Below are 20,066 nucleotides of genomic sequence, written 5' to 3'. Positions count from 1 at the left end.
CCTCTACATCTTGCTTGTTAGTATCGTTAAATCACTAAGCTGTTGGAATGCCATATAAGCAAAAGGAAGCAATAAATATAAAGCAAATGTCGCCTGAATAGGCAGGAAGCCAAACATTTTCCCCAATGTGCTCTTCGTACTAATCGTTTTCTCATAATGTTCCTTGCGCTGATCCATAGCAAAGGCTCTTTCTGCTTCCATATCATCGAAGGCCTCTTTCACAGGAATCAAATCTGCTGCAACCTGCAAACGATCTGCCAGCCGTTCCAATGGCACAAAGCGCGCATCGTCTTTCAGCTGCTCTATTGCTCCCCATGCTCCGGCCTCGTAATCAAGCATGCAGCGCAGCAATTGTCTTTCGAAAATATAACTATAGCGATGAAGCCACTCAATGATTTCGTACACGCTAATATTCGGGAAATTGGATAGCATCATAGACAGCGTATTAAATCCATCCACCTCATTTTGCATTTCCCACTTCCTAATTTGCTTCCGAATAACCAAGTAGACGTCAGGAGCGTAGAAAAAGGCCAGCGCTATGCAAAAGGCAATAATTAACTCATACCATTTATAATATTCACTCTTGTATGCCTCTACCCGTTCCATAAGGCCAGCGGCGTATTTAGCTTCATCCAAGCCCTCCGGCAAGTAGTTTTTATTTTGAAGATTTTTATAAATATAGGCTGATGCTTCATCCGTAGAAACATCTTTAGCTACCAGCTCGCCAACAAGCGAATTTTCAAACCGGTAACGTTCCTCGCTTAGCAATCTTTGCGATTCAGGCTGGTTTCCCCCTGTAGTAATGGCTATATTGGGCTCCAGCACGTTATGCTTAATCGTCTGATGAATGGAAACCTGGAATACGATAATGACCAAAAAGGCGACTACAGAGACGATTATTTTTTGCAGATAATAGGCGTGAATCGTAAGCGATGAGTTTGCTTCTTTCAGTCTATTCAGCGCCTTTAGATGGAGAGAATCGTGTTCGGCGGGCGTAATCCGTCCAACAAACTGCTTTACTCCCTTGATCTTCAGTAAACGATTCAGCCATTTCCCCTCGTCTTTAACAGCCTGCGCATCTCCATCTACCCCTTTCAAAATTCGCAAGGCAATAAAGGAGGTTGCAAAAATAATGTAGAGCAGAATTAGCGAATACAAGCCCCAGGCAGAATTATAATAATCCGATACAATCGGAAACATGCTTTCGGCCCAGTTCCGGATTGGATCTAGCATAAAAATAGGCGAAACGGCCACAAAGACAATCCCAGCCAATAAACGGTCAATTCGCTCTCTGCGATTAATATCCAGATGAATTTCTTCACGAATATTTCCGAGCATCGCTAAATAAATGGATTTCTCGCCTTTATGTATATCTACATCGCCATACTCGCCAATTTTGTAGCTGACACCCGCTAGCTGCTTCATGTACCGATTTGGCGCCGTATCATAATATTTCTGCAGCTCGTCTTGGGGATCGACAGCACTTAATATGCTGGCGATTCGCCTCGCATGCTCCGCAACAAGCGGCTTCGAACGCTCAGCCGAATTTTCTAAGCTTACCAACACCATATGGGTTTGATGGTACTGATGCCTGATATCCAAAATCATTGAAGACTGATCATATAAAATTTGCTTGCTTAAGCGCCCAATAAAAATATCGCTCAGCACACCGCTTAAATAAACGGAGACCAGCACAATCGACATTCGGCTGAACCAAGAGGAGGTCCATAAAAAAGAAACAATACTAAGTAAAAGCACACAAGCCATTATGCCTATAGTCAGAGCAGCCGCTTGGCTTCTTATGACCGTGTCATTGCCTGCATGAATAACTGTCAATCTCACTCTCATGCGATGAAGCACATTACGCACAAAAGGAATTTCGTCCAATATAGGATAAGCAGCAAGCGCAAGCTCCAGCCATTTGCGTTCTTTGGGCTTAGAAGGGAGCAATGCTTTTAATCTTCTCTGTTCCTTATATTGCGAGCCCTTCAGCTTGTTTTGAACCCATACATAAACAGCTAATAAGGCTAAAAGCAAACCAACTGAAATCAAAATGATGATCAGCAATATGGATTGCAAACTCATGCCGCTTCCCCCCAATGGGCCAATAAAAAGGCTTTAAAGCTTTCGGCATCATCATGATCCATATTTTTGAGCATTTCTTCCGCTTTACGCGCTGTTATTCTGTCCTTCACCACATACTTATCATTTTCCCAAACAATCACGTCTCTATATTGATAGGATTGTCGATCCGTAACGCGGCCAAAATATTCGGTCATCGTATCCATAAAAGCATCCAGCTTATCGGTTACATTTTCAGCCTCTTTATACGTTTTAGGATATTCATATTGGGTATCGACAGGAATGATTTCCGTGACTCGCTCAACGAACCGTTTCCCCGAACGAAGGACCAAATGAACATTAAAGCCCAATGCCTCAACGACCTGACTTTCAGCTATTTTCTCATTGGAAAATGCGCCCGAAGCAATCAAGCTGTTACGAAGGGCATTAATCAAATTCGCTAATGTTTTGCCATGATGCGTGAATAAGGTATATTCGGAAGCAACCTGTGCTGCCTGAATGACATAACTAACGACAGAATGTGTAGCCGCCTCACCGACAATGTTAACCGCACCATCCGTCTTTTTCTGAACATCCAGCCCATCTTGCCCACTAACGGTTGGCGTTTCTCTGAAGGACAAAATATTTTTGTGAGGATACATTTTTCGCGCCCAAATTTCAAACGATGTCTCCTGAATCCGAATGTTTTTAGCATAAATATATTTGATTAACGCCTTAAGCAGTGTGGTTTTACCGGAACCCTGCCGACCGGTTATAGCTGTGACCTGATGCCCCAAAATAAGATAAATGAGCATATTAATAACGAGCTCAGATCCTTCATCCTTAATCTGTTCTTCCAAATCAGTAAGCGAATCATTGAATTTACGAACGAAAAAGGCCCAGCTTTCCGCCATTTTCGGTCTGACGACAACGACCCGGCTGCCATCCGCCATATCGTTAATAATGTAGCCTCTAGCCTCATTGAGCTGTCCCGGATTACCAAATCCATAAATATTTTGACAAACACGCTTTAATTCTTGCTCGGAGCCGAAGCTGAGAAACTCCAGCTGCAAGGATTTCCCCCGATAAAATATCCATATGGCATCATAAGATCGAGCAATAAATCTTTGCTGATTTACATAATGATTAATATCAATATTTTGTACGACATCTGGAGGCATACCGCTTGTCCCGCCATTAATACCGTCTATATTCTGATCACGGAGCTCATCAATAGCACCCAAGCCTTTATAAATTTGATAGGCTCTCTGTACGATAATGTCGACTTTATCCTGAAAGGTAAGCCTCGGTTTTTCCGCCAGATAAATGCTGCGAATTTGTTCTTCCGTTATACGATAACCTTTAGAGCCATCCTCCAGCTTTACGAGCTGGTCTAGATTATATTTATCGATGATTTTATTAAAAGCCTCTTGGCGATGGTCTTTTTGATAAACATGCAATAAAATCTCAAAGCAATCCTGAGAGCTAAGCTTGTCCATATAATCAAATCTAATGACGGTATTCACATTAGTCTCATTTAAACCATACGTATTCAATAGCAGGTCGCGCATATAAAGCTTTACAAATTTCTTCGCTGACAGGTCACCATGCATACAGGAACGCAGCGCCTTCTGCAATTCCCTCCTGCGCGCCTTCCTACGGTTGTATTCTTCTACTCCTGGACTGCCTTCATATAAAGATGAAGCGATAATTTCTTCGAAAGCTTTTCTAATGAACACCACAATTTCATTCATGTCATATTTCAAATAGTTAGCCGACTCTTCCTTTGAGTTCCGCCTCGTCATCCAGAAATATATAAATCCGATAATAGCTACAATCACAATGACAATCAGAATAAAATTAATCATTGCCGTCATCCTCCACAGTTGTATACATATTTAAAGCGCCAAGAATCTGCGTCCCTACATGACGTATAGAACTAGTGAAATAAGCATCCTCATTAAACTCAAGAAACCTTTTTTTGGCTATCCTTGCTTTCAACAAATAATTAATAATATTTTGATCGTTTTGCGCATCCATATAACGCACATTATGCGGCACGTAACCAATCTGCTTCTTGTTAATGCCATACTCTCTTGCTATGCGTTCTATTGTCATTTTGGAGTTTCGCTCGTAGGAGCCAATACAATACACGACCGGTTTTTCGTTCAACACAGAGGGCCAATCTTCTTTTCCAAAAAAGGAATCAAGCACTGAGCGATTTTGACTCAAGTTAATAACAATTAGGTCGGCATGCTGCATCACTAACGTTGACATTTCATTGCGTGTGCCCGAAGAAACATCCATAAATAACAATTCATAAAACTGTTTATAGGTCTCAAAAATATGAGGAAGCACCTGCCGCAAGGAATCCTCATCTCGATTAGAGGGACCTGCTATTAAATCCAGCCTATCCTTCAAAATAGACTCCGAATTGTCCCTAACTCCTTCAGCCGTCAGCATCCCACATTGTACGAGCCGCTCAATCGCCCCCATTCCAACAGCGGATATGGAGGAGGTGCTCGTTTGTCTCAAATTGCTATACGCCTTCTCCAAGGTTGAACGCTCAAAGTGCGTATGTGTCATTAAAATTCTTAAATGATGATCAAGCGCTATAGTGGTAGCAGCAGCAATCATGTTAGAGGTAGTTCGAACCTGTCCATGGACAGGTCCCCAGAAAGCTACAAGCATTTATTTCCCCCATTTCCGTGCAAACTTCCAAAGCTTCTTTATGTCTTCTTTTGGAACGTTACAAAATCCAATTAAAAACTCATTAATAGCATCCGCAAAATCCGAGTCAACCTTCATCGTAATATGTCCGTCATGCACCCAATCAATCTTTCGCTTGGAGCTTGCAATATAACTAATAATGGACATGATCATTGGAAAGGACTTTTCAATAAATCTCACATCTAAGACGCTATCTTCTTCTATAACGAGCAAGGCGCTCGGAATCAATTGCTTACTTAAAAGCATCTCCACATGCTCGATAGACTTCCGTTCGTAAGTAGTGGCGAAGATAATCGTGGCATCCGAAGCCTCTTCCGGGATATCCCTATGCCAATCATATAAAATAATATCTGCCTGTATCGGCTGCCCCACCGTTCCAATCATCACTCCAGATACTTCACCTTCAAAATAATCATAGTTTCTGGAGTTATCCGTAATAATTGCAACTTGCTTCTCCGTATGCAGCTTTAACATCACAGCTGCTGCTAGAATAAAGTCATGCTTAAGACAATCACCAGTCACAACAACATTCATTCTTTTTATTGTCCTCCTAATACATCTGAGTCTATCCCTGAAGAAGTTTGATCATCTAGAGTAGGTTTCCCGACATTTGGATCGATAGAATGGCCATTTTCGAACGATTCTGCCTGTCCATTGCCCGTGTCAACTCTTTCAACAATGCCATTAACGGATTGCGAATCATCCGTTTGCACTTCAACGGCCCCTTCTTGCACAATTCGCGATGTTACACCACTTCCGATTGGTGCGTTAGCCCCTATTCTAAATCGGTCGTCTGGCTTGATGAGTACCAGTCGTTTCTCCAAATCCAGTCGGATGCTTTCGGTTAGATCCCATTTTGCTTGATCCACTATCATTGGATTCGTTCTAATTAACTGAATAACGTCAATATTCGGAATATAAGTAGCAATCGGTTTCGGTTGGAGCTCAGGCTCCACATATTGCTTCATATATAATTCAGCATCATTAATATAAGCATCAACTAGTGCAGCTTGCAGCATGACTGCTTCTTCTTCCGTATCATTAAAGAAAGCATATTGCTTGTTTAAATCAATTTCTTCCAATTTCTTTTTCGCTACAATGATATAATCCTCACCGTTCGGAAACACAATTCGGATATCAACAACATCATGTTTCTTCGCCTTTAGAGGAAGCTTAATATATTGGGTCTCCTCTTTGCGCTCTGAAGGGTCGAGCTCCGCAGCATCCCTAACCATTTCCAATGTAACAGCCGTCCCATATTCCGCGTCTATTTTCAAATGCTTACCTACAATATCCTCTTTCTTTACAATTAAATTACTCGGTGTAGCAAACCCAGGAAGAAAATCTTCTATAAAATCATCTTCCTCAATGACCTCGCCTGCATATTTCATAGTAGCTAGAATAAACGCCTTATTTGAGGGATCGCGATACCTGTCCAAAACTTCATTCTGCTCAGCAAGCTGTTGTTCATAAGCGAATCTTTCATCAATTAGCTTGGCATTGTAATAACGAGAGCTCATAAACCACACACCGGATGTTAATAGAGCAGCTAGTCCTCCCGAAATGATGATATTTTTCATCATCTTCTTATTTCTACGTACAGCCAATTTACAACCTCCATCTATATAGTCTGACAACTATTTATGTATAGGATGAATCACCTAGTCTTTACAGTTGTTGTTTTCGCAGCATTTCTTGCAGCAGCTTCTTGCTCACGCTGCCTTGCTGCCTCACGTTCTTTAGCAAGCTCCTCTTGCCTCAATTGGCTAGAATACTGATTAAGGCTTGTCTGCACTTGCGAAAGCTGCCGCTGAACCTCATTCATAGCTTTAATCCAGCCTTGACATTCTGCTGCGAATTGAGCTTGACCCATTTCGTTCCAGTAGGAGGTCATGCCTTTAATCGATTGGCTCATTTCACTGCTGCATGCTTGAGCGCTTCTTATTAGCTCCGTACATTGGGTACTATAGCCACTAACCTGCATCGAAGTAACCATTGTTCATCCTCCCCCTTATTTTATGAATACACGAATCGAGTAATTGCAGCCTTTACTGACTTTCAGGAACAATCGCTATTCCCATAAACACTAGGAGTAAGGTAATAAAAATAACGGATCCGATAATAATCCAATTAATAACCGGCTTACGGAATAGCTTCTTTTGACTGCCGAGCAATCCACTTGCCCATTCTACTGCTTTTTCACTTGGGTAAAGCGGATCATCATGATCAGGAAGCAACGTCGCCTGAATTTCCGCAAAATCCTTCTTCAGCTTTCGCAGCACATCCTGATGTCCCTTTTCCAAAAGCAATCTGCATCTTTTGCGTTCATGCGGCGTCAGCGTGTTGAGCTTTTCCTTCAAAAGCTCATATTTCCACATCGCCCCATTTCCCACCATAATAGGGATTTGAGAATTCCACCATAACTCTAGGGCACTTATGCCTCTACGTTCCTTATGAATATCCACCCACAAAATAATATGAGTAAAGCCACTAGTCATTAGCTCTGATATATCCCAAATGTAACCTCTTCTGTAGAAGGTAACCCCTTCATACTCAAACATATTTGAAGAGGAATCTTCCTTCTCACCATCAAAAGCCACTTCCTCTAGCGAGCTTATTTCAGGTCGATCATCCCCACAAACTAAAGGCTTCCAACCCAGCTTTGCCAAACTTGATGCCATTAGAAAGGCCGCCGCACCAACATCCTCTTCACCACCAACTCCACACACCCCTATAATGAGAGGCAGGTGACTCCCTGTCATTATTCTTTCTGCAGAGGATATAGGAGCAGCATCTATATCTTCATCTTGCTCCACCTCTGGCTGTGGCAAAGGGTTTTCTGTTCTAGGCCTTATATTTGAATTCGCTCTGCTCTGTTCATTTCTTATACCGCCTGACGGAGTTGGTGACGGAGACGGAGACGGATTCACTCTCCCTCCAGACGCAGGCGCACTTGAAGGCTGAGGCCTTGTTAAAGATTGTAAAGTGCCGTTATCTGGGGGCGGATTAGCACTGCCTCCCCCTCCTTGACCAGCCTGATCTTGATTAGCTGAACGAATAAAGGGGATTCGCCATTTCTTTTTCCCTAAAATATTGTAATAATCTCTGGTTGTTTTCTTCTCTTTGATCCAATTTAGAATATCATCGCTTTTAAATTCAATTGTAAATTGAAGATCATGCACACCCATGTTAACCATGGACCTTATAAATTCAACCTCATTTTGCAAGGCAGTATCCAATTGAACAATAAGTCTAGTGTATTTAAGCCGCTTTCGAACAGCTTGCATTAATGCTACAACCTCATCTGGGTTAACAGGAATTCTCAGCCCTGCTCCTCCCTGAATAATGATGGTCGCCGATGAATCTACTTCCTTTGAGCGCAACCCCTGAATAAGCTGACTCAAGCTATCATGATTGCCTGAAATAACGAACCCTTCATTTTCTAGCGTTCGCGAGAGCAGCATGGTGAGCTCAGGAGCGCAGACTAAATGTATCTTTTTAATAAGAAACCCTCATTCCACTACAAAATAAATTCAAATTAAAATAATACGGATAAGCGATCCATCTCCGAAAATAACATTGGACAGTCGTTCATCCTCTTCAAGGCTATTCCATTCTTCACCCGTAGAGCTAAATTCACATTTAAACTGATGCTGATCCGGCAACAAATAAGCCGTTTGTAAAATGACAAGCAATTGCTTTAGTGTTATGCCAAGCGAAACTTCTAAGTCTTGCACGGTTTCAGCTTGACCCGAATTAATAATAAAAGTGATGATTGCACTTTGCATATGTTTTACCACCTAACGGTTTCAACTTTAAGCTGTTAGAACCATGAATAAATTTCGTTAATGGCTGCTGGCAAGCTCAATAATGAACGATCATAATTTTCATGCTCATCCTTCTCAATTCTCCAAAGTTGTTTTCCCTCTTTTAAAATAGCAAACCAGCTTACAAGCTCGCTGTTTTCACCTGAAACCTCAAACAAGCAGAGTTTTGTTAAAAACGCATCTTTTTCTATCGCCTCGACAAGCCACTCCTGTACTTCCTCAGAGCTCTTCGATTCACTCACGAGCGCTTCTCCCTCATCCAGTGAGAAGCGCTCGGTTATTTCCACTTGTATTTCTTGCAAACTATAAAACTTTCTAACGATATAACATTGTGTTTCCTCATCATAATGCATACCAAAAACAGAGGGCTCCTCTGCAAAATAAAACACTTCCCGCTCGGTCCGCCTACCAAGCTCAATAGACTGGCTGTAATAATTTACTGAAGAGGTCGCCAGCTCTATGAACTCATGCAAGGTAGCATTAACTTTAGCAACGCCATCAAAATCAATTTCGATGAGTTGCTTATTTTCCAAGGAGCGCTGTTGCGCGTTCATCGCATTGCGTATATCTCCATCTGACGCAAATTCAAGCTTCATGCTAACCCCTGGAATACCCGCTCCCCCGATTAAAGAGGTTAGATAAACAAGTTCATACTCACTTAATTGAAAAGTCTCTCTAATGATATCCATGATTCTCCACCTATAAAATCGATTGGCCCCACTCAGCAATCCTGCTTCTACAATGCGGTCGGCATTTTCAATCTTCTAATTTCATTTCCCAATACGAACCTTGCTTCCCCATCTTGCATCTTGCGATTTAATTCTTGGAAATCACCTTTATAACTGTCTCCAATAAGCGTTGTATGCTCGAAGGGCTTACCTCCAGCCAGCATCTTAGACTTCCCTTCAGCCAGCAAAGGCACCAATGATGTCACCAACTGCAATTGATCTATGTCATCCGCAAGCCCGCCAATTAATAAGTGGACTCCCAAGCCCCCACCAAAACGAGCTATCCTCTCCATATGCTGCAGTGAGTCACCATCCATCAGCTCGATCGAAGCCTTAAGATCTGGAAGGCAGATAATGAACAGCGGATATCGACTGAGGATATAGTCGCTTTCATTAAACTGATCAGGATCATCCATATTCGCAACATATTCACGGGAATCATTTTTTCGAATTTGCAATTGTTCTATAACAGAGTGGGTTAATAATGAAAACTCGCTTTCCGTTCGCATATAATGAACATTTTCCATATGGGCATTTTCACTTGACTTAAGAACGGTCGAACTATCGAAAACATTGATTTTCACCCGTTCAGCATCCAGAAAAGCGCTCATGGAGTGAAGCAAGGAAGCAAACAGCAGTTCCGCATTTACCGTTGGAGCATAAGAAATGAGAAGACTATTCGTGCTGCTTACATCCACCTCGAACGGAAGAGTATTGTCCCAATCCAGCCCGATTGGAAATGTATAATTCTTCCCTTCCCGATCACTGGCGTTTATTTTTGCATTCGCAATAAACTCCTTAATGCTAAGCTCATCCGGAATAATAGCAATTGTTTTTACCTGTTTCTTTTTCCACTTATCCTTCATATGCCCCGATAGTACACGAATGCCTTCCGCAATCTGATCATCACTTCCCCCTTCAACAGGGGTAGCTCCTTGGAATTCTAAAGGCATTTGATCTTTCACAAGTCCCCGTCCAACAACCTTAGCCGGCTCCAATCCCTCTGTACGTCCAACAATGCTTGAGTAATCGGAAGAATCCACCATCTGAAATACAATGGATTGTTTTATATTTTGGGCAATTCGGTAAGGGAAAGTATTTATGGCATTTCCTGTAAAAACAAAATAAATGCCATAATTTCCGCCTTCCCTTACTAGCTTCCCTAATTCCAACACTTGTTCCACATAACTTTCCGCGAACCCCGTATAGTTATCTAGAGCAACAACGATAGAAGGAATCTCTTCTTTTGTATAAGAACGGTAAGCTACCAGATTGCTAATCCCCAGCTTAGAAAACTTCCGCTTGCGATCTTCCAATTCGTTTAATAGCAGTTGTAGTAATTTATCTACTTTCTGCTCATCTTCCGGATAAATAACGTCGCCCAGATGAGGAATATCATTAAAAACACCTAACGTTCTCGTACCAAAATCCAAAATATAAAAGTGCACATAGTCTGGATTATATTTCAGCGCAAGCGACATCAAAATGGTTTTTAACATCGTTGTTTTCCCACTGCTTGGCGCACCATAGATAAGCAGATGTCCATCTCTTCCAAAATCAATTTTGAGCTGGTATTGCGCTTGCTGTGAAGGGTTATCAATTAATCCAACAGGAGCTACTAGATAATCACTCGGCTCCGTCCATTGCTGTCCATCCCAGCCTTCCTCGTTGACCAATAGTTCCTGTAGGCTCAATAATTCCGGCAGTGGCGGCAGCCATAATTGGAATGCTTCTCGAATATTTCTCTCCTCAGATACCTGATTAATATATTTCACTACTGATTCCAGCTGATTTAAGCGTTTAGACTCATTATTATTACTGATTTTTGGCAAAAGGCGCTTACGCTCACCATTGAAACCAAGAGCATTGGCTTTAATTTCAATTTCTTGCTCACTATCCGTATTATTATAAGGAGCACCACTCCACGAGGATTGGAATAGGGTGAACACTTCATTATTCCCTACCTGCAAATAACCTCTGCCTTTTTCCTTTATCTCAGCAGCATCAGGACGCTTTAACATTTCCTGGCTATCAGATGGCGTTTGAACCTTCAAACATAATTTAAATCTGGAGTTACTCCATATTTGATCATCAACAACACCTGAAGGCTTTTGAGTCGCTAAAATAAGATGAATGCCTAAGCTTCGGCCAACCCTAGCCGCACTAACAAGCTCCTTCATAAACTCAGGCTGATCAGATTTAAGCTCAGCAAACTCGTCCACAACGATTATTAAATGAGGCAATGGCAATTGAACCTTTTGCTCGCGATACAACACAATGTAATCGTCAATGCTTGTTACTCCCGCTTCACCAAACAAACGCTGTCTACGCAAAAGCTCACTTTTGATCGAGGCCAGCGCTCTATTAATTTGGTTACCGCCTAAATTCGTAATCGTTCCGACCAGATGAGGCAAACCAGCAAAGGCATTTGCCATTCCGCCGCCTTTATAATCAATGAGAACGAAAGCAATTTCATGCGGATGGTAATTAACAGCTAAAGCCAGCAATAAGGATTGCAAAAGCTCACTTTTCCCCGAGCCCGTTGTGCCTGCTACTAGACCATGGGGCCCATAATTTTTCTCATGCATATCAAACAGCAAGGTTTTGCCTGCACTAGCCTGTCCAAGTGGTACAGCGAGCGTTCGATTAGCCTGATTTGTGCCCCAACGATTGGCAATGTTCAATTCCTCGACAAGCTTGACATTAAAGCTATCTAGAAAAGTAACCATTGGAGGAATAAAGCTATTATTTTTTGTCTCTTTAATCGTTAAAGGAGCCAGCATTCTCGCAAAAACTTCTGCATTTTTGCTGCTTACGCTATCAGATAAAAAATGATAGGTGCTTTGCCCCATACAATGATTTAAATCTTTCTTAGTCATGCCTTGGCCGTTCTTCACTTCGATAATGACCTGGGAATTCAAAGGAAGCGCCACATCAATTCTCTCCGAAATAAAGATGCTCGTTATCCCCAACGAATCATTGTTTGAAACGATATATTTCATTAGATCGGAATCTTCCCACAATGTGGGAGCAAGCATGAGAAAAACGTAGTGCGGCAGCTTAATCGTCTTTGTTCCATAGGAGGGCTTGTCCTCTTCCCGCCTCTTCATTTCGGGTAATAGAACGTCTGCAAGGATAGAAGCTTCATACTCATTGCTAGCTAAAAAACGAATTTCACGATCTTTATCCCAAGTGTGCGGCAGCCACTTTGTCCATCCCCACATCTCCATCTCAGCCTGATCAAACAGACCTACAATTTTGACATCATCGAAACCGTGATGAGTAGTCAAGTGTACAAGCATAGCATTCAAAAACTCGCTAACTTCTGCCCTTTTCCCGAAGAGCCCCAATGTGCTAATCGACTGTAAAGGAATTTGCACGGGCACATCCTGAACAAAGGCCAATTCTTCACAAATGGTACTCGCTATTTTTTCTAATGGGTTATCTTCATCTACCGCTTTTGTATTAGACGTGTATGTAGGATTAAGAGCTAAGGGCTGCATCCCATTCCCTATTCTTATCGTTAAAAAGTCCGTCTCCATTGCCGTTCGTTCCCACAATTGCTTCTGTCTTTGTCTAACAATGGAGATACATTCATCTATCGAGGGAGATATAACGCGGAGTGCTTCCCGTTGCTGATTAGATGCTTCCAACAATTCATAACGGATATTAAATAGATAATCGAGGTACTTCTTCTCCTGCTTTTTCGTTTGCTCTTCATGCTTCTTAACTGTTGATCTGTAATTTAGTATGGATACAACTACCGTCACAGTCGTCATTCCAATTGTAGAAATTAACATAATATGTGATTTAGTTAGAGTTGACATAAATATAGCAACAACAAGCATCGCAAGCGGAGGAACTAAAATCGTAAGCCATGCAAATGTTGGCTTGCCCAGTGGTTTTGCAGGATCCTGAAGAACTAGCTCACCTTCTGGGTAATAAGGCATAATTCTAGGTGTTCTTTGAATTTGCGTGTCATTATCATTTTTTACATCCATATTATTTACCACCATTTATCAGATTTTTTTATTGGGAATAAAATAAAAATCATATTTATTAATGTTAATATACGATTATTATAATTATTTTTATCGATTCATTAAATTTTATGAGATCAATTAAAAACACTTTTTCTCATAAAACCCTCTTTTAGTTCATTACATTTTTCGATAATTTCCAACATAATTTTCGTTTTTATTATACACCCAATTCTTTGAAAATTTCAATACAATAAATTACTTCCTGTACTAATGAGATTAATTTCAAAATCACCGATTTTAAATATAAATTAATTGAAATTTTCATTACCTTTAAATTACTTTAATTAAGGCATTATACCTGCATTTATTTTGTGAATAATTAAAAGGAGAGTTAGGGAGGGTGGAATTAGTCCTATTTAACGACTTTCCGATTCAAATGACTGTTAACAATCATTAAAAATAGGAAAATTAACCTATTTATAAAATTGGTGTTTTAATTCATAATTCTCCCTCTATTTCGACATTTATGTGATACGGAATTTGCTATCTGTATCAGTTATGAACCACATATTCCAAAACTTTGGTGTAAACACGTCTCTTTTACATTCCCATCTGTAATATAGGATAGTAGACCATTGGTTGGTATTGGCGGCACGTAGATGCTTAATGAGCTGGATATATATAAGCCAGCGAAAATATGACAAAGAGACTACGACTAAATAGCGAGAAATATGGTAAACTGTACGAGAATCAAATCCGAAGGGCAGTCTCGCCAGGTAAAGCGGTTAACTTCTAATGATGACGAGGGTTTTCCTCATTCAAAAAAACCACAAACCTAAAAAGGAGCAACAACATGGACTCCATCTATCAGCGCTTGGTGCAATTAAATGATCAGCTTGTCACCCAATCTCTTGGCCTTCAAATTAAAGACTCCGAAAGCCGAAATGTCGGAGGCATTATAGACTCATTTACAGGCCTGCCTCATCCGAGCCATGTCGGAACAGGCGCTGTCATCGCAAAGTGGACTGCTGCCTTGTGCAGTCCGGAATCGGCGTTTTATCGCGACAAGCAGCTGCTTGCCAGCCTTGAGCTTGCGCTGCAATATATGCTGAACCGCCAGCATAGCGACGGAACGATTACGCTTGGCTCAACCAACTACCACTCGCCGCCGGATACCGGCTTTGTCGTGATTGGTTTTGCGCAGCTTTATGAGCTACTGGAGCAGCAAAGTGTGGAATATCCCGCTTTTGAAAAGGCTGTTTCCCTGCTTGCGCTGTTTCTGAAGCGGGCAACGCCAGCCATGCTTGAGGGCGGCTGCCATACGCCAAATCACCGCTGGATTCTAACAGCAGCCTTAGGACTGCTGAACAAGTCCTTCCCTGATCCGGCGCTTGTGGCTCGTGCGAATGCATGGCTTGCAGAAGGCATTGATATTACTGCCGATGGCGAATGGACCGAGCGCAGCAATGGCATCTACAATGCTGTCAGCGATATTGCCCTGTATCATACAGCGCTGTCGCTTGATCGCCCTGAGCTGCTGGAAAGTGTACGCAGCAATTTGCGAATGATGCAATATTTGGTTCACCCTTCCGGCGAGGTTGTAACGGACTATTCTGGCAGGCAGGATTATGGACAGCCATCGGATATGTCCGGCTATTTTCTCCCCTACCGCTTGATGGCATCGTATGACCGTGATCCGCTGTTTGCCGCCTTGTCCGATTATGCGGGTCCTTTCTTTAAACAGTTCTTCTCGGTGACAGACCATCCGCTCATTGGCTATCTGCTCTATCCGGAGCAAATGGACATCAGCCATTTAGAGCGGGCTGCGCTGTCTGATCGATATGTAAAAATCATCAACGGTCAGCACCCGATTCATGAAGATTTGCAGGAGATGAAAAAGCAGGGGCATCAGCTTCACATTACGCACAGCTCCGCGCATACCGCCTTCGGCGCGCCGCTCGTTCGTGTCCGTGATGGACAGACAAGCGCAACGGTTATGACGAGTGCGCCATCCTTCTTCTCGCTCCGACATGGCTCAGCGAGCCTGCTTGCGGTTAAAGTGTCGACTGCCTTTACACCCGGCGTCGTCAGCTTCGACCAGTTTCAAGCGGAAGACGGACATTATAAGCTCGGCAAACGCATGTATAAAGGCTATAATGGGCCCATTCCTAGCCATTTGCTTCCGAAGCTGGAAGCGGACGGTGTAACAGCGGACGCCCCTTGGTACCTGCTTCCCCATGGAGAGCGGGAAAGAACCCATTTGCAGGAGCATTTTATCGAATCGGAGCTTACGCAAACGGCAGACGGCTGGGATATTCGCCTGCATTCCGATAAGCTGCAAGAAGATGTAATGACGCAGCTGACGTTTGTTTTTGCCAAGGATGGCAAGCTTAGCGGTGAAGGTCTCGAAGCCATTGCCGGCAGCAGCAACTATTTCTTGAAGCAGGGCTCCTGCCGCTATGAAACGTCAGATGGCTCGGCAATTGAGCTGACGTCCGGCGCATTCGAGCATTGGATGCCTTCCGTTCGCGACGATAGCCACCCCGCTGGCTGTCAAAGCGTGATCGTTAATTTGTTGTCCCCAGTCGATAACCGCTTTTCGATTCGGTTATCGTCGTAAAAGCTATGGTGAAAGGTGGCTGCGTTGCATGAAAAGCTTGACTTCCGATCGCCATTACCGTTGGATTTCTGTGAATTAGCCCCCATAGGGGGAAATCCAACGGTAAAAGCGAACGCTGCGCTTCTCCAGTTCAAGCTTTTCATTCCACTCCGCCCCTCTTCACCACACTTTTAAAACAAACCAAAACAAAAAAGCTACAATGCCGCTTTTAGGCCCCCATTTTTATTTTGGGGGCCTTTTTTAAAACAGATGAAGAGCAGAAGAGCAGAAGAGCTGAAGAGCTGAAGAACAGAAGAGCAGAAGCAACCCCACATACACAAAGAAGGAAAAGTGAAACCGAAGTCTTTTTTCATAGAACGGTCGAATATAAGTAGATAAAGAACTTTTGCTTGGGGGAGGTTTTATCGCGAAATGCATATCCATACGGTTAAAAAAGGCGATACGCTGTGGCAGCTCGGACAGCGCTTCGGCGTCAGCACGGATGCTATCGCTACAGCAAATGGCATATCCGCTGATGTTCCACTCGTCATTGGCCAGGCAATCATTATTCCTTTGGAGGCTGGCAATCATAAGGTGCTTCCGGGAGAAAGCCTATGGTCCATCGGCCTGAAATACGGCGTTACAATCGAACAACTCATGCGCGCAAACGAGCTCAAAAACCCTGCCCTCATTAAGGCAGGCCAAGTGCTCGTCATACCGCAGCCGGAGAAGCCTATCATAGAAGTGAACGGCTATACGGAAAAATTCGGCGCAAACGGCGTAGCGCTCGTCCATGAAATTGGCGCCAACCTTACTTATCTGAGCCCATTCAGCTATCGTGTCCAGTTGGACGGCACGCTTGTGCCAATTGACGACAGCGCTATAATTGAAGCGGCGTTTCAAGAGAAAGCAGCACCAATGATGGTGCTGACCAATTTCGAGAACGGCACCTTCAGCAGCGATATTGCCCATGCTGTGCTGACAGATGCCGCGATTCAAAGCGCGGTCATTGCAAGCGTCTTGTCCGTGATGCAGCAGAAGCGCTACATGGCGCTGAATGTGGATTTTGAATATGTGCGGGCGGCAGATCGTGAAGCGTATAATGCTTTTTTGCAAAAGCTGGTGGATACGCTGCATCCCTATCATCTGCTCGTATCTACTTGTCTTGCCCCGAAGCAAAGCGCGGAGCAGAAAGGCACGTTATACGAGGGGCATGATTATGCCGCCCATGGACGGATTGTCGATTTTGTTATTTTGATGACGTATGAATGGGGCTGGTCTGGCGGACCTCCGCTCGCTGTCGCTCCACTCAACGAAGTCGTTAAGGTGCTGAATTATGCGCTATCCGTCATCCCCGCCTCCAAAATTGTCATGGGCATGCCGCTCTATGGCTATGACTGGACGCTGCCGTACGTAAAAGGCGGCAAGTGGGCGCCGACAGTCAATCCGCCCCAAGCCGTCGCTCGGGCCGCTAAATATGGCGCAACGATTCAATATGATCCGATAGCCGAATCGCCTCATTATACTTACTATGATGAACAAGGCGCGCAGCATGAGGTCTGGTATGAGGACGCCCGCAGCGTACAAGCCAAATTCAATATTGTGAAGGATTATAAGCTCAGAGGAGTAAGCTACTGGGTGCTTGGCGTACCCTTTCCCCAAAATTGGTACGTCCTGCAGCAAAATTTCACCGTCCGCAAGCTGGTGTAGCAGCGTTGCTACCTTGCCAAAAAAGCCCTCCGCTGCGGGAGGGCTTTCGCTTTTTGTTATGTCCATCGTTCGTTAAAACATTCGATTGTCTTACCTCGGCTATTGCTTCAACGCCACAAATATATCAATCTCATTTTCTGTGCTTTCGGGTTCATATCGCTCATCCCAAACTTCGAAATCATAATGCTGCGGCACATGTCCCGTTTCTTCCATCCACTCGCCATAAAGATAATTATACGAGCGGCTAAGCTCCGATTCAGGCCCGATATGCGTGTAGGCCGCATACTTGCTTTCAGCCACCGTATGACTCATCATATGCAGCGGCACATCGCCGAGCTCGCTTACTTCGCAGCAAATGATATTTGTGAACCGATCTGTCTGGGGATTAAAATCAGCAGTCATCGGATAAATTTGAATTAAAAGAATATGGTCATTTTTCCTATGCAAAATTTCTGCTTTTCTTTCTACTAAAGAATGATAGGTCTTCTTTCCAAATCCCGACTCAAACTCTTGAACGCTCGCTTCTACTTTAAAGCCTACGACCTGGAAAAGCGGCAGTGCTACGACCTCTGCTTCTCGTTTCCGTTCCATGAGCTGTCCTCCATTCAATTCTATCTAAACAGGCAGGAAATACAGCTATTTTATCATAAAAAAGCCATCCCCTCGCGCTCATCGGTAAGACTGCTTCCGATGCTGCACTTGGGGATGGCTTTTAATCTGCGAAGCACACTGGCTTTCGCTTAATGAATGATAATCGATAACGGATTACTCTGTCGGCTGACTGACAAGCTTGCCGCGCAGCTTGCTGCCTGCATCCGTATCTGTATCCGCTGCTGCATCCGTGTTTGCTGGCTGTGGTGCTGCATTCGACGTGCGGAGCGGAATTTCTTTCAGGAAGAAGGTCAAAATGACCGCACCGACCAAAATTAGCGTGCCTGCAAGAAACACGGTTGAAAGCGACGAAGCGAGCGCTTCGCGAAGCATTTCCACCATTTTTGTAAACAACGGTTGAAGGTCGGCCGGCAAGCTTTGGTGCAGCTTTTCCAGCTCTGGCTGGTTCGTCAGCATTTGCGGATTCGCAAATACGGCGAACTCTTGGGCCACTTTCGGATCAAGCTTGCTGAGGTCAACAGCGTCTCCCGACTGGGCAAGCTCGGTCAGATTGTTTTTCAAGCTGGTTGAAAGCACGGTTCCCATTACAGCAATACCGATGGTACCGCCCATATTACGGAACAGCTGCATGGCCGCCGTTACGGCGCCAAGCTCCTTGAATGGAACCGCATTTTGAATAGCCAGCGAGAATACCGGCATCCCAAGGCCGAGACCTAGGCCAAAAACGATCATCGCCAGAACTGCCATCCATACGCTGTTCATAAACACCATCAGCACCATGCCAGCCACCATAAGCGGCATGCCGATTAAGGCGAATTTTTTGTATTTGCCCGATTTGCTGATCAATTGACCGCCAATCGCGCTCGTAATAACCATACCAATCGACATTGGCATCGTGACATATCCAGCATAGGTTGGCGAAATCGCCAGCACGCCTTGCACGAAGAAGCTGAGGTAAATCAAAGCGCCCATCATCCCGAAGTTCATCAGGAAGCCAATTACATTAGAGAGCGTTACAATCCCATTTTTGAAAAAATGAAGCGGCAGCACCGGGCTTTTCGCCTTGGATTCGACGAATACAAAAATCAGTGCCGATACGAGCGTTGCCGCGAATAGGCCAATCGTTTGGGCAGAGCCCCACGCATATTTCGTACCTGCCCATGTAAAAGCAAGCAGCAATGGCACAAGCGTGGTCGTCAGAAACAGCGAGCCCAAGTAGTCAATCGACTCGGATTGCTTGCGTTCCGTCTTCGGAAACAGCGTCAAAATCATAATGAAGGCGATAATGCCGATCGGAAGGAAAATCCAGAATACCCAGTGCCATGCCATGTGGTCAACAATATAACCACCAAATGTTGGACCAATAACGCTGGAAAAGCCAAAAACGGCTGTCATAATTCCGGTCCATTTGCCGCGCTCCCGTGGCGGGAATAAGTCGCCTACTGCGGTAAAGGCCGTTGCCATAATTATACCTGCGCCCACACCTTGAATCGCACGGTAGAAAATCATTTGGTAAACGTCAGTCGATGTTCCTGCAAGAAAAGCGCCGATGATAAAAAATAAAATACCGGCCAATATAAAAGGCTTACGTCCGTAAATATCCGACAGCTTGCCGACAAGTACCGTCGCGATGGTTGAAGTGAGCATGTAGATCGAAATCGACCATGTGTACAGCTCCATTCCGTGCAGCTCCGCAATAATTCTTGGCATCGCCGTACTGACGATGGTTTGGTTGATCGCTGCAAAAAACATAGCGAACATAATCGCAACCATAATGGTCAGCTTTCTTTTTTGTGATAAATGTTCCATAGGTTAA

General features: G+C 43.7%; 14 protein-coding genes. 2 read left to right on the top strand and 12 right to left on the bottom strand.

Annotated features, from left to right (window positions below; translation table 11 throughout):
* Window positions 1-3: 3 nt before the first annotated feature.
* From MHB80_RS04610 to essC, 10 genes are all read right to left on the bottom strand, one after another.
* Window positions 4-2,085 (bottom strand): hypothetical protein, encoded by a 2,082-nt coding sequence (locus MHB80_RS04610; RefSeq protein WP_341281072.1) that lies wholly within the window; start codon window positions 2,083-2,085, stop codon window positions 4-6.
* Window positions 2,082-3,929: a pilus assembly protein CpaF gene (locus MHB80_RS04605; RefSeq protein WP_341281071.1), complete on the bottom strand. Its 1,848-nt coding sequence runs from the start codon at window positions 3,927-3,929 to the stop codon at window positions 2,082-2,084. Before MHB80_RS04605 ends, MHB80_RS04610 begins: the two co-directional genes overlap by 4 nt.
* A complete protein-coding gene (locus MHB80_RS04600; protein WP_341281070.1) occupies window positions 3,922-4,752 on the bottom strand; it encodes a hypothetical protein in 831 nt (276 codons plus the stop codon). Before MHB80_RS04600 ends, MHB80_RS04605 begins: the two co-directional genes overlap by 8 nt.
* Complete coding sequence (locus MHB80_RS04595; protein ID WP_341281069.1) at window positions 4,753-5,325, bottom strand: hypothetical protein; 573 nt, start codon at window positions 5,323-5,325, stop codon at window positions 4,753-4,755.
* Window positions 5,326-5,330: 5 nt separating this feature from the next.
* The gene (locus MHB80_RS04590; RefSeq protein WP_341281068.1) at window positions 5,331-6,374 is read right to left on the bottom strand and encodes a hypothetical protein; all 1,044 of its coding nucleotides are present in this window, start codon (window positions 6,372-6,374) and stop codon (window positions 5,331-5,333) included.
* Between the two features lie 74 nt (window positions 6,375-6,448).
* Window positions 6,449-6,787, bottom strand: a complete 339-nt coding sequence (locus MHB80_RS04585) for a WXG100 family type VII secretion target (protein ID WP_341281067.1) — start codon at window positions 6,785-6,787, stop codon at window positions 6,449-6,451.
* A gap of 52 nt (window positions 6,788-6,839) precedes the next feature.
* Entirely contained in the window at window positions 6,840-8,195 is a 1,356-nt protein-coding gene (locus tag MHB80_RS04580; protein WP_341281066.1) for a hypothetical protein, read from the bottom strand.
* Between the two features lie 129 nt (window positions 8,196-8,324).
* Entirely contained in the window at window positions 8,325-8,579 is a 255-nt protein-coding gene (locus MHB80_RS04575; RefSeq protein ID WP_341281065.1) for a hypothetical protein, read from the bottom strand.
* Between the two features lie 35 nt (window positions 8,580-8,614).
* Window positions 8,615-9,307, bottom strand: coding sequence for a hypothetical protein (locus MHB80_RS04570; protein WP_341281064.1), 693 nt, complete (start codon window positions 9,305-9,307; stop codon window positions 8,615-8,617).
* 47 nt (window positions 9,308-9,354) lie between these two features.
* The gene (essC, locus tag MHB80_RS04565) at window positions 9,355-13,347 is read right to left on the bottom strand and encodes a type VII secretion protein EssC (protein WP_341281063.1); all 3,993 of its coding nucleotides are present in this window, start codon (window positions 13,345-13,347) and stop codon (window positions 9,355-9,357) included.
* Window positions 13,348-14,182: 835 nt separating this feature from the next.
* Between essC and MHB80_RS04560 the strand changes: the two genes are divergently transcribed.
* Window positions 14,183-15,949, top strand: a complete 1,767-nt coding sequence (locus MHB80_RS04560) for a hypothetical protein (protein WP_341281062.1) — start codon at window positions 14,183-14,185, stop codon at window positions 15,947-15,949.
* 411 nt (window positions 15,950-16,360) lie between these two features.
* On the top strand, window positions 16,361-17,638 hold the full coding sequence (locus MHB80_RS04555) for a LysM peptidoglycan-binding domain-containing protein (RefSeq protein WP_341281061.1): 1,278 nt from the start codon (window positions 16,361-16,363) through the stop codon (window positions 17,636-17,638).
* Window positions 17,639-17,737: 99 nt separating this feature from the next.
* Here MHB80_RS04555 and MHB80_RS04550 read toward each other — a convergent pair whose 3' ends face one another.
* On the bottom strand, window positions 17,738-18,229 hold the full coding sequence (locus MHB80_RS04550) for an effector binding domain-containing protein (RefSeq protein ID WP_341281060.1): 492 nt from the start codon (window positions 18,227-18,229) through the stop codon (window positions 17,738-17,740).
* A 174-nt stretch (window positions 18,230-18,403) separates the two neighbouring features.
* Window positions 18,404-20,059, bottom strand: coding sequence for an MDR family MFS transporter (locus MHB80_RS04545; protein ID WP_341281059.1), 1,656 nt, complete (start codon window positions 20,057-20,059; stop codon window positions 18,404-18,406).
* Between the last annotated feature and the right edge of the window lie 7 nt (window positions 20,060-20,066).

The sequence above is a fragment of the Paenibacillus sp. FSL H8-0537 genome (assembly GCF_038051995.1).
Classification (GTDB): domain Bacteria; phylum Bacillota; class Bacilli; order Paenibacillales; family Paenibacillaceae; genus Pristimantibacillus.
The sequence above is the reverse complement of the archived record's forward strand: the minus strand, read 5'-3'. Positions and strand labels throughout refer to the sequence as shown.

Coding starts and splice junctions, on each gene's coding strand:
- MHB80_RS04550 (WP_341281060.1), bottom strand. CDS start 18,229: ATGGAACGGAAACGAGAAGCAGAGGTCGTAGCACTGCCGCTTTTCCAG.
- MHB80_RS04605 (WP_341281071.1), bottom strand. CDS start 3,929: ATGATTAATTTTATTCTGATTGTCATTGTGATTGTAGCTATTATCGGA.
- MHB80_RS04555 (WP_341281061.1), top strand. CDS start 16,361: ATGCATATCCATACGGTTAAAAAAGGCGATACGCTGTGGCAGCTCGGA.
- MHB80_RS04590 (WP_341281068.1), bottom strand. CDS start 6,374: ATGATGAAAAATATCATCATTTCGGGAGGACTAGCTGCTCTATTAACA.
- MHB80_RS04595 (WP_341281069.1), bottom strand. CDS start 5,325: ATGAATGTTGTTGTGACTGGTGATTGTCTTAAGCATGACTTTATTCTA.
- MHB80_RS04570 (WP_341281064.1), bottom strand. CDS start 9,307: ATGGATATCATTAGAGAGACTTTTCAATTAAGTGAGTATGAACTTGTT.
- MHB80_RS04560 (WP_341281062.1), top strand. CDS start 14,183: ATGGACTCCATCTATCAGCGCTTGGTGCAATTAAATGATCAGCTTGTC.
- MHB80_RS04585 (WP_341281067.1), bottom strand. CDS start 6,787: ATGGTTACTTCGATGCAGGTTAGTGGCTATAGTACCCAATGTACGGAG.
- MHB80_RS04575 (WP_341281065.1), bottom strand. CDS start 8,579: ATGCAAAGTGCAATCATCACTTTTATTATTAATTCGGGTCAAGCTGAA.
- essC (WP_341281063.1), bottom strand. CDS start 13,347: ATGGATGTAAAAAATGATAATGACACGCAAATTCAAAGAACACCTAGA.
- MHB80_RS04600 (WP_341281070.1), bottom strand. CDS start 4,752: ATGCTTGTAGCTTTCTGGGGACCTGTCCATGGACAGGTTCGAACTACC.
- MHB80_RS04545 (WP_341281059.1), bottom strand. CDS start 20,059: ATGGAACATTTATCACAAAAAAGAAAGCTGACCATTATGGTTGCGATT.
- MHB80_RS04610 (WP_341281072.1), bottom strand. CDS start 2,085: ATGAGTTTGCAATCCATATTGCTGATCATCATTTTGATTTCAGTTGGT.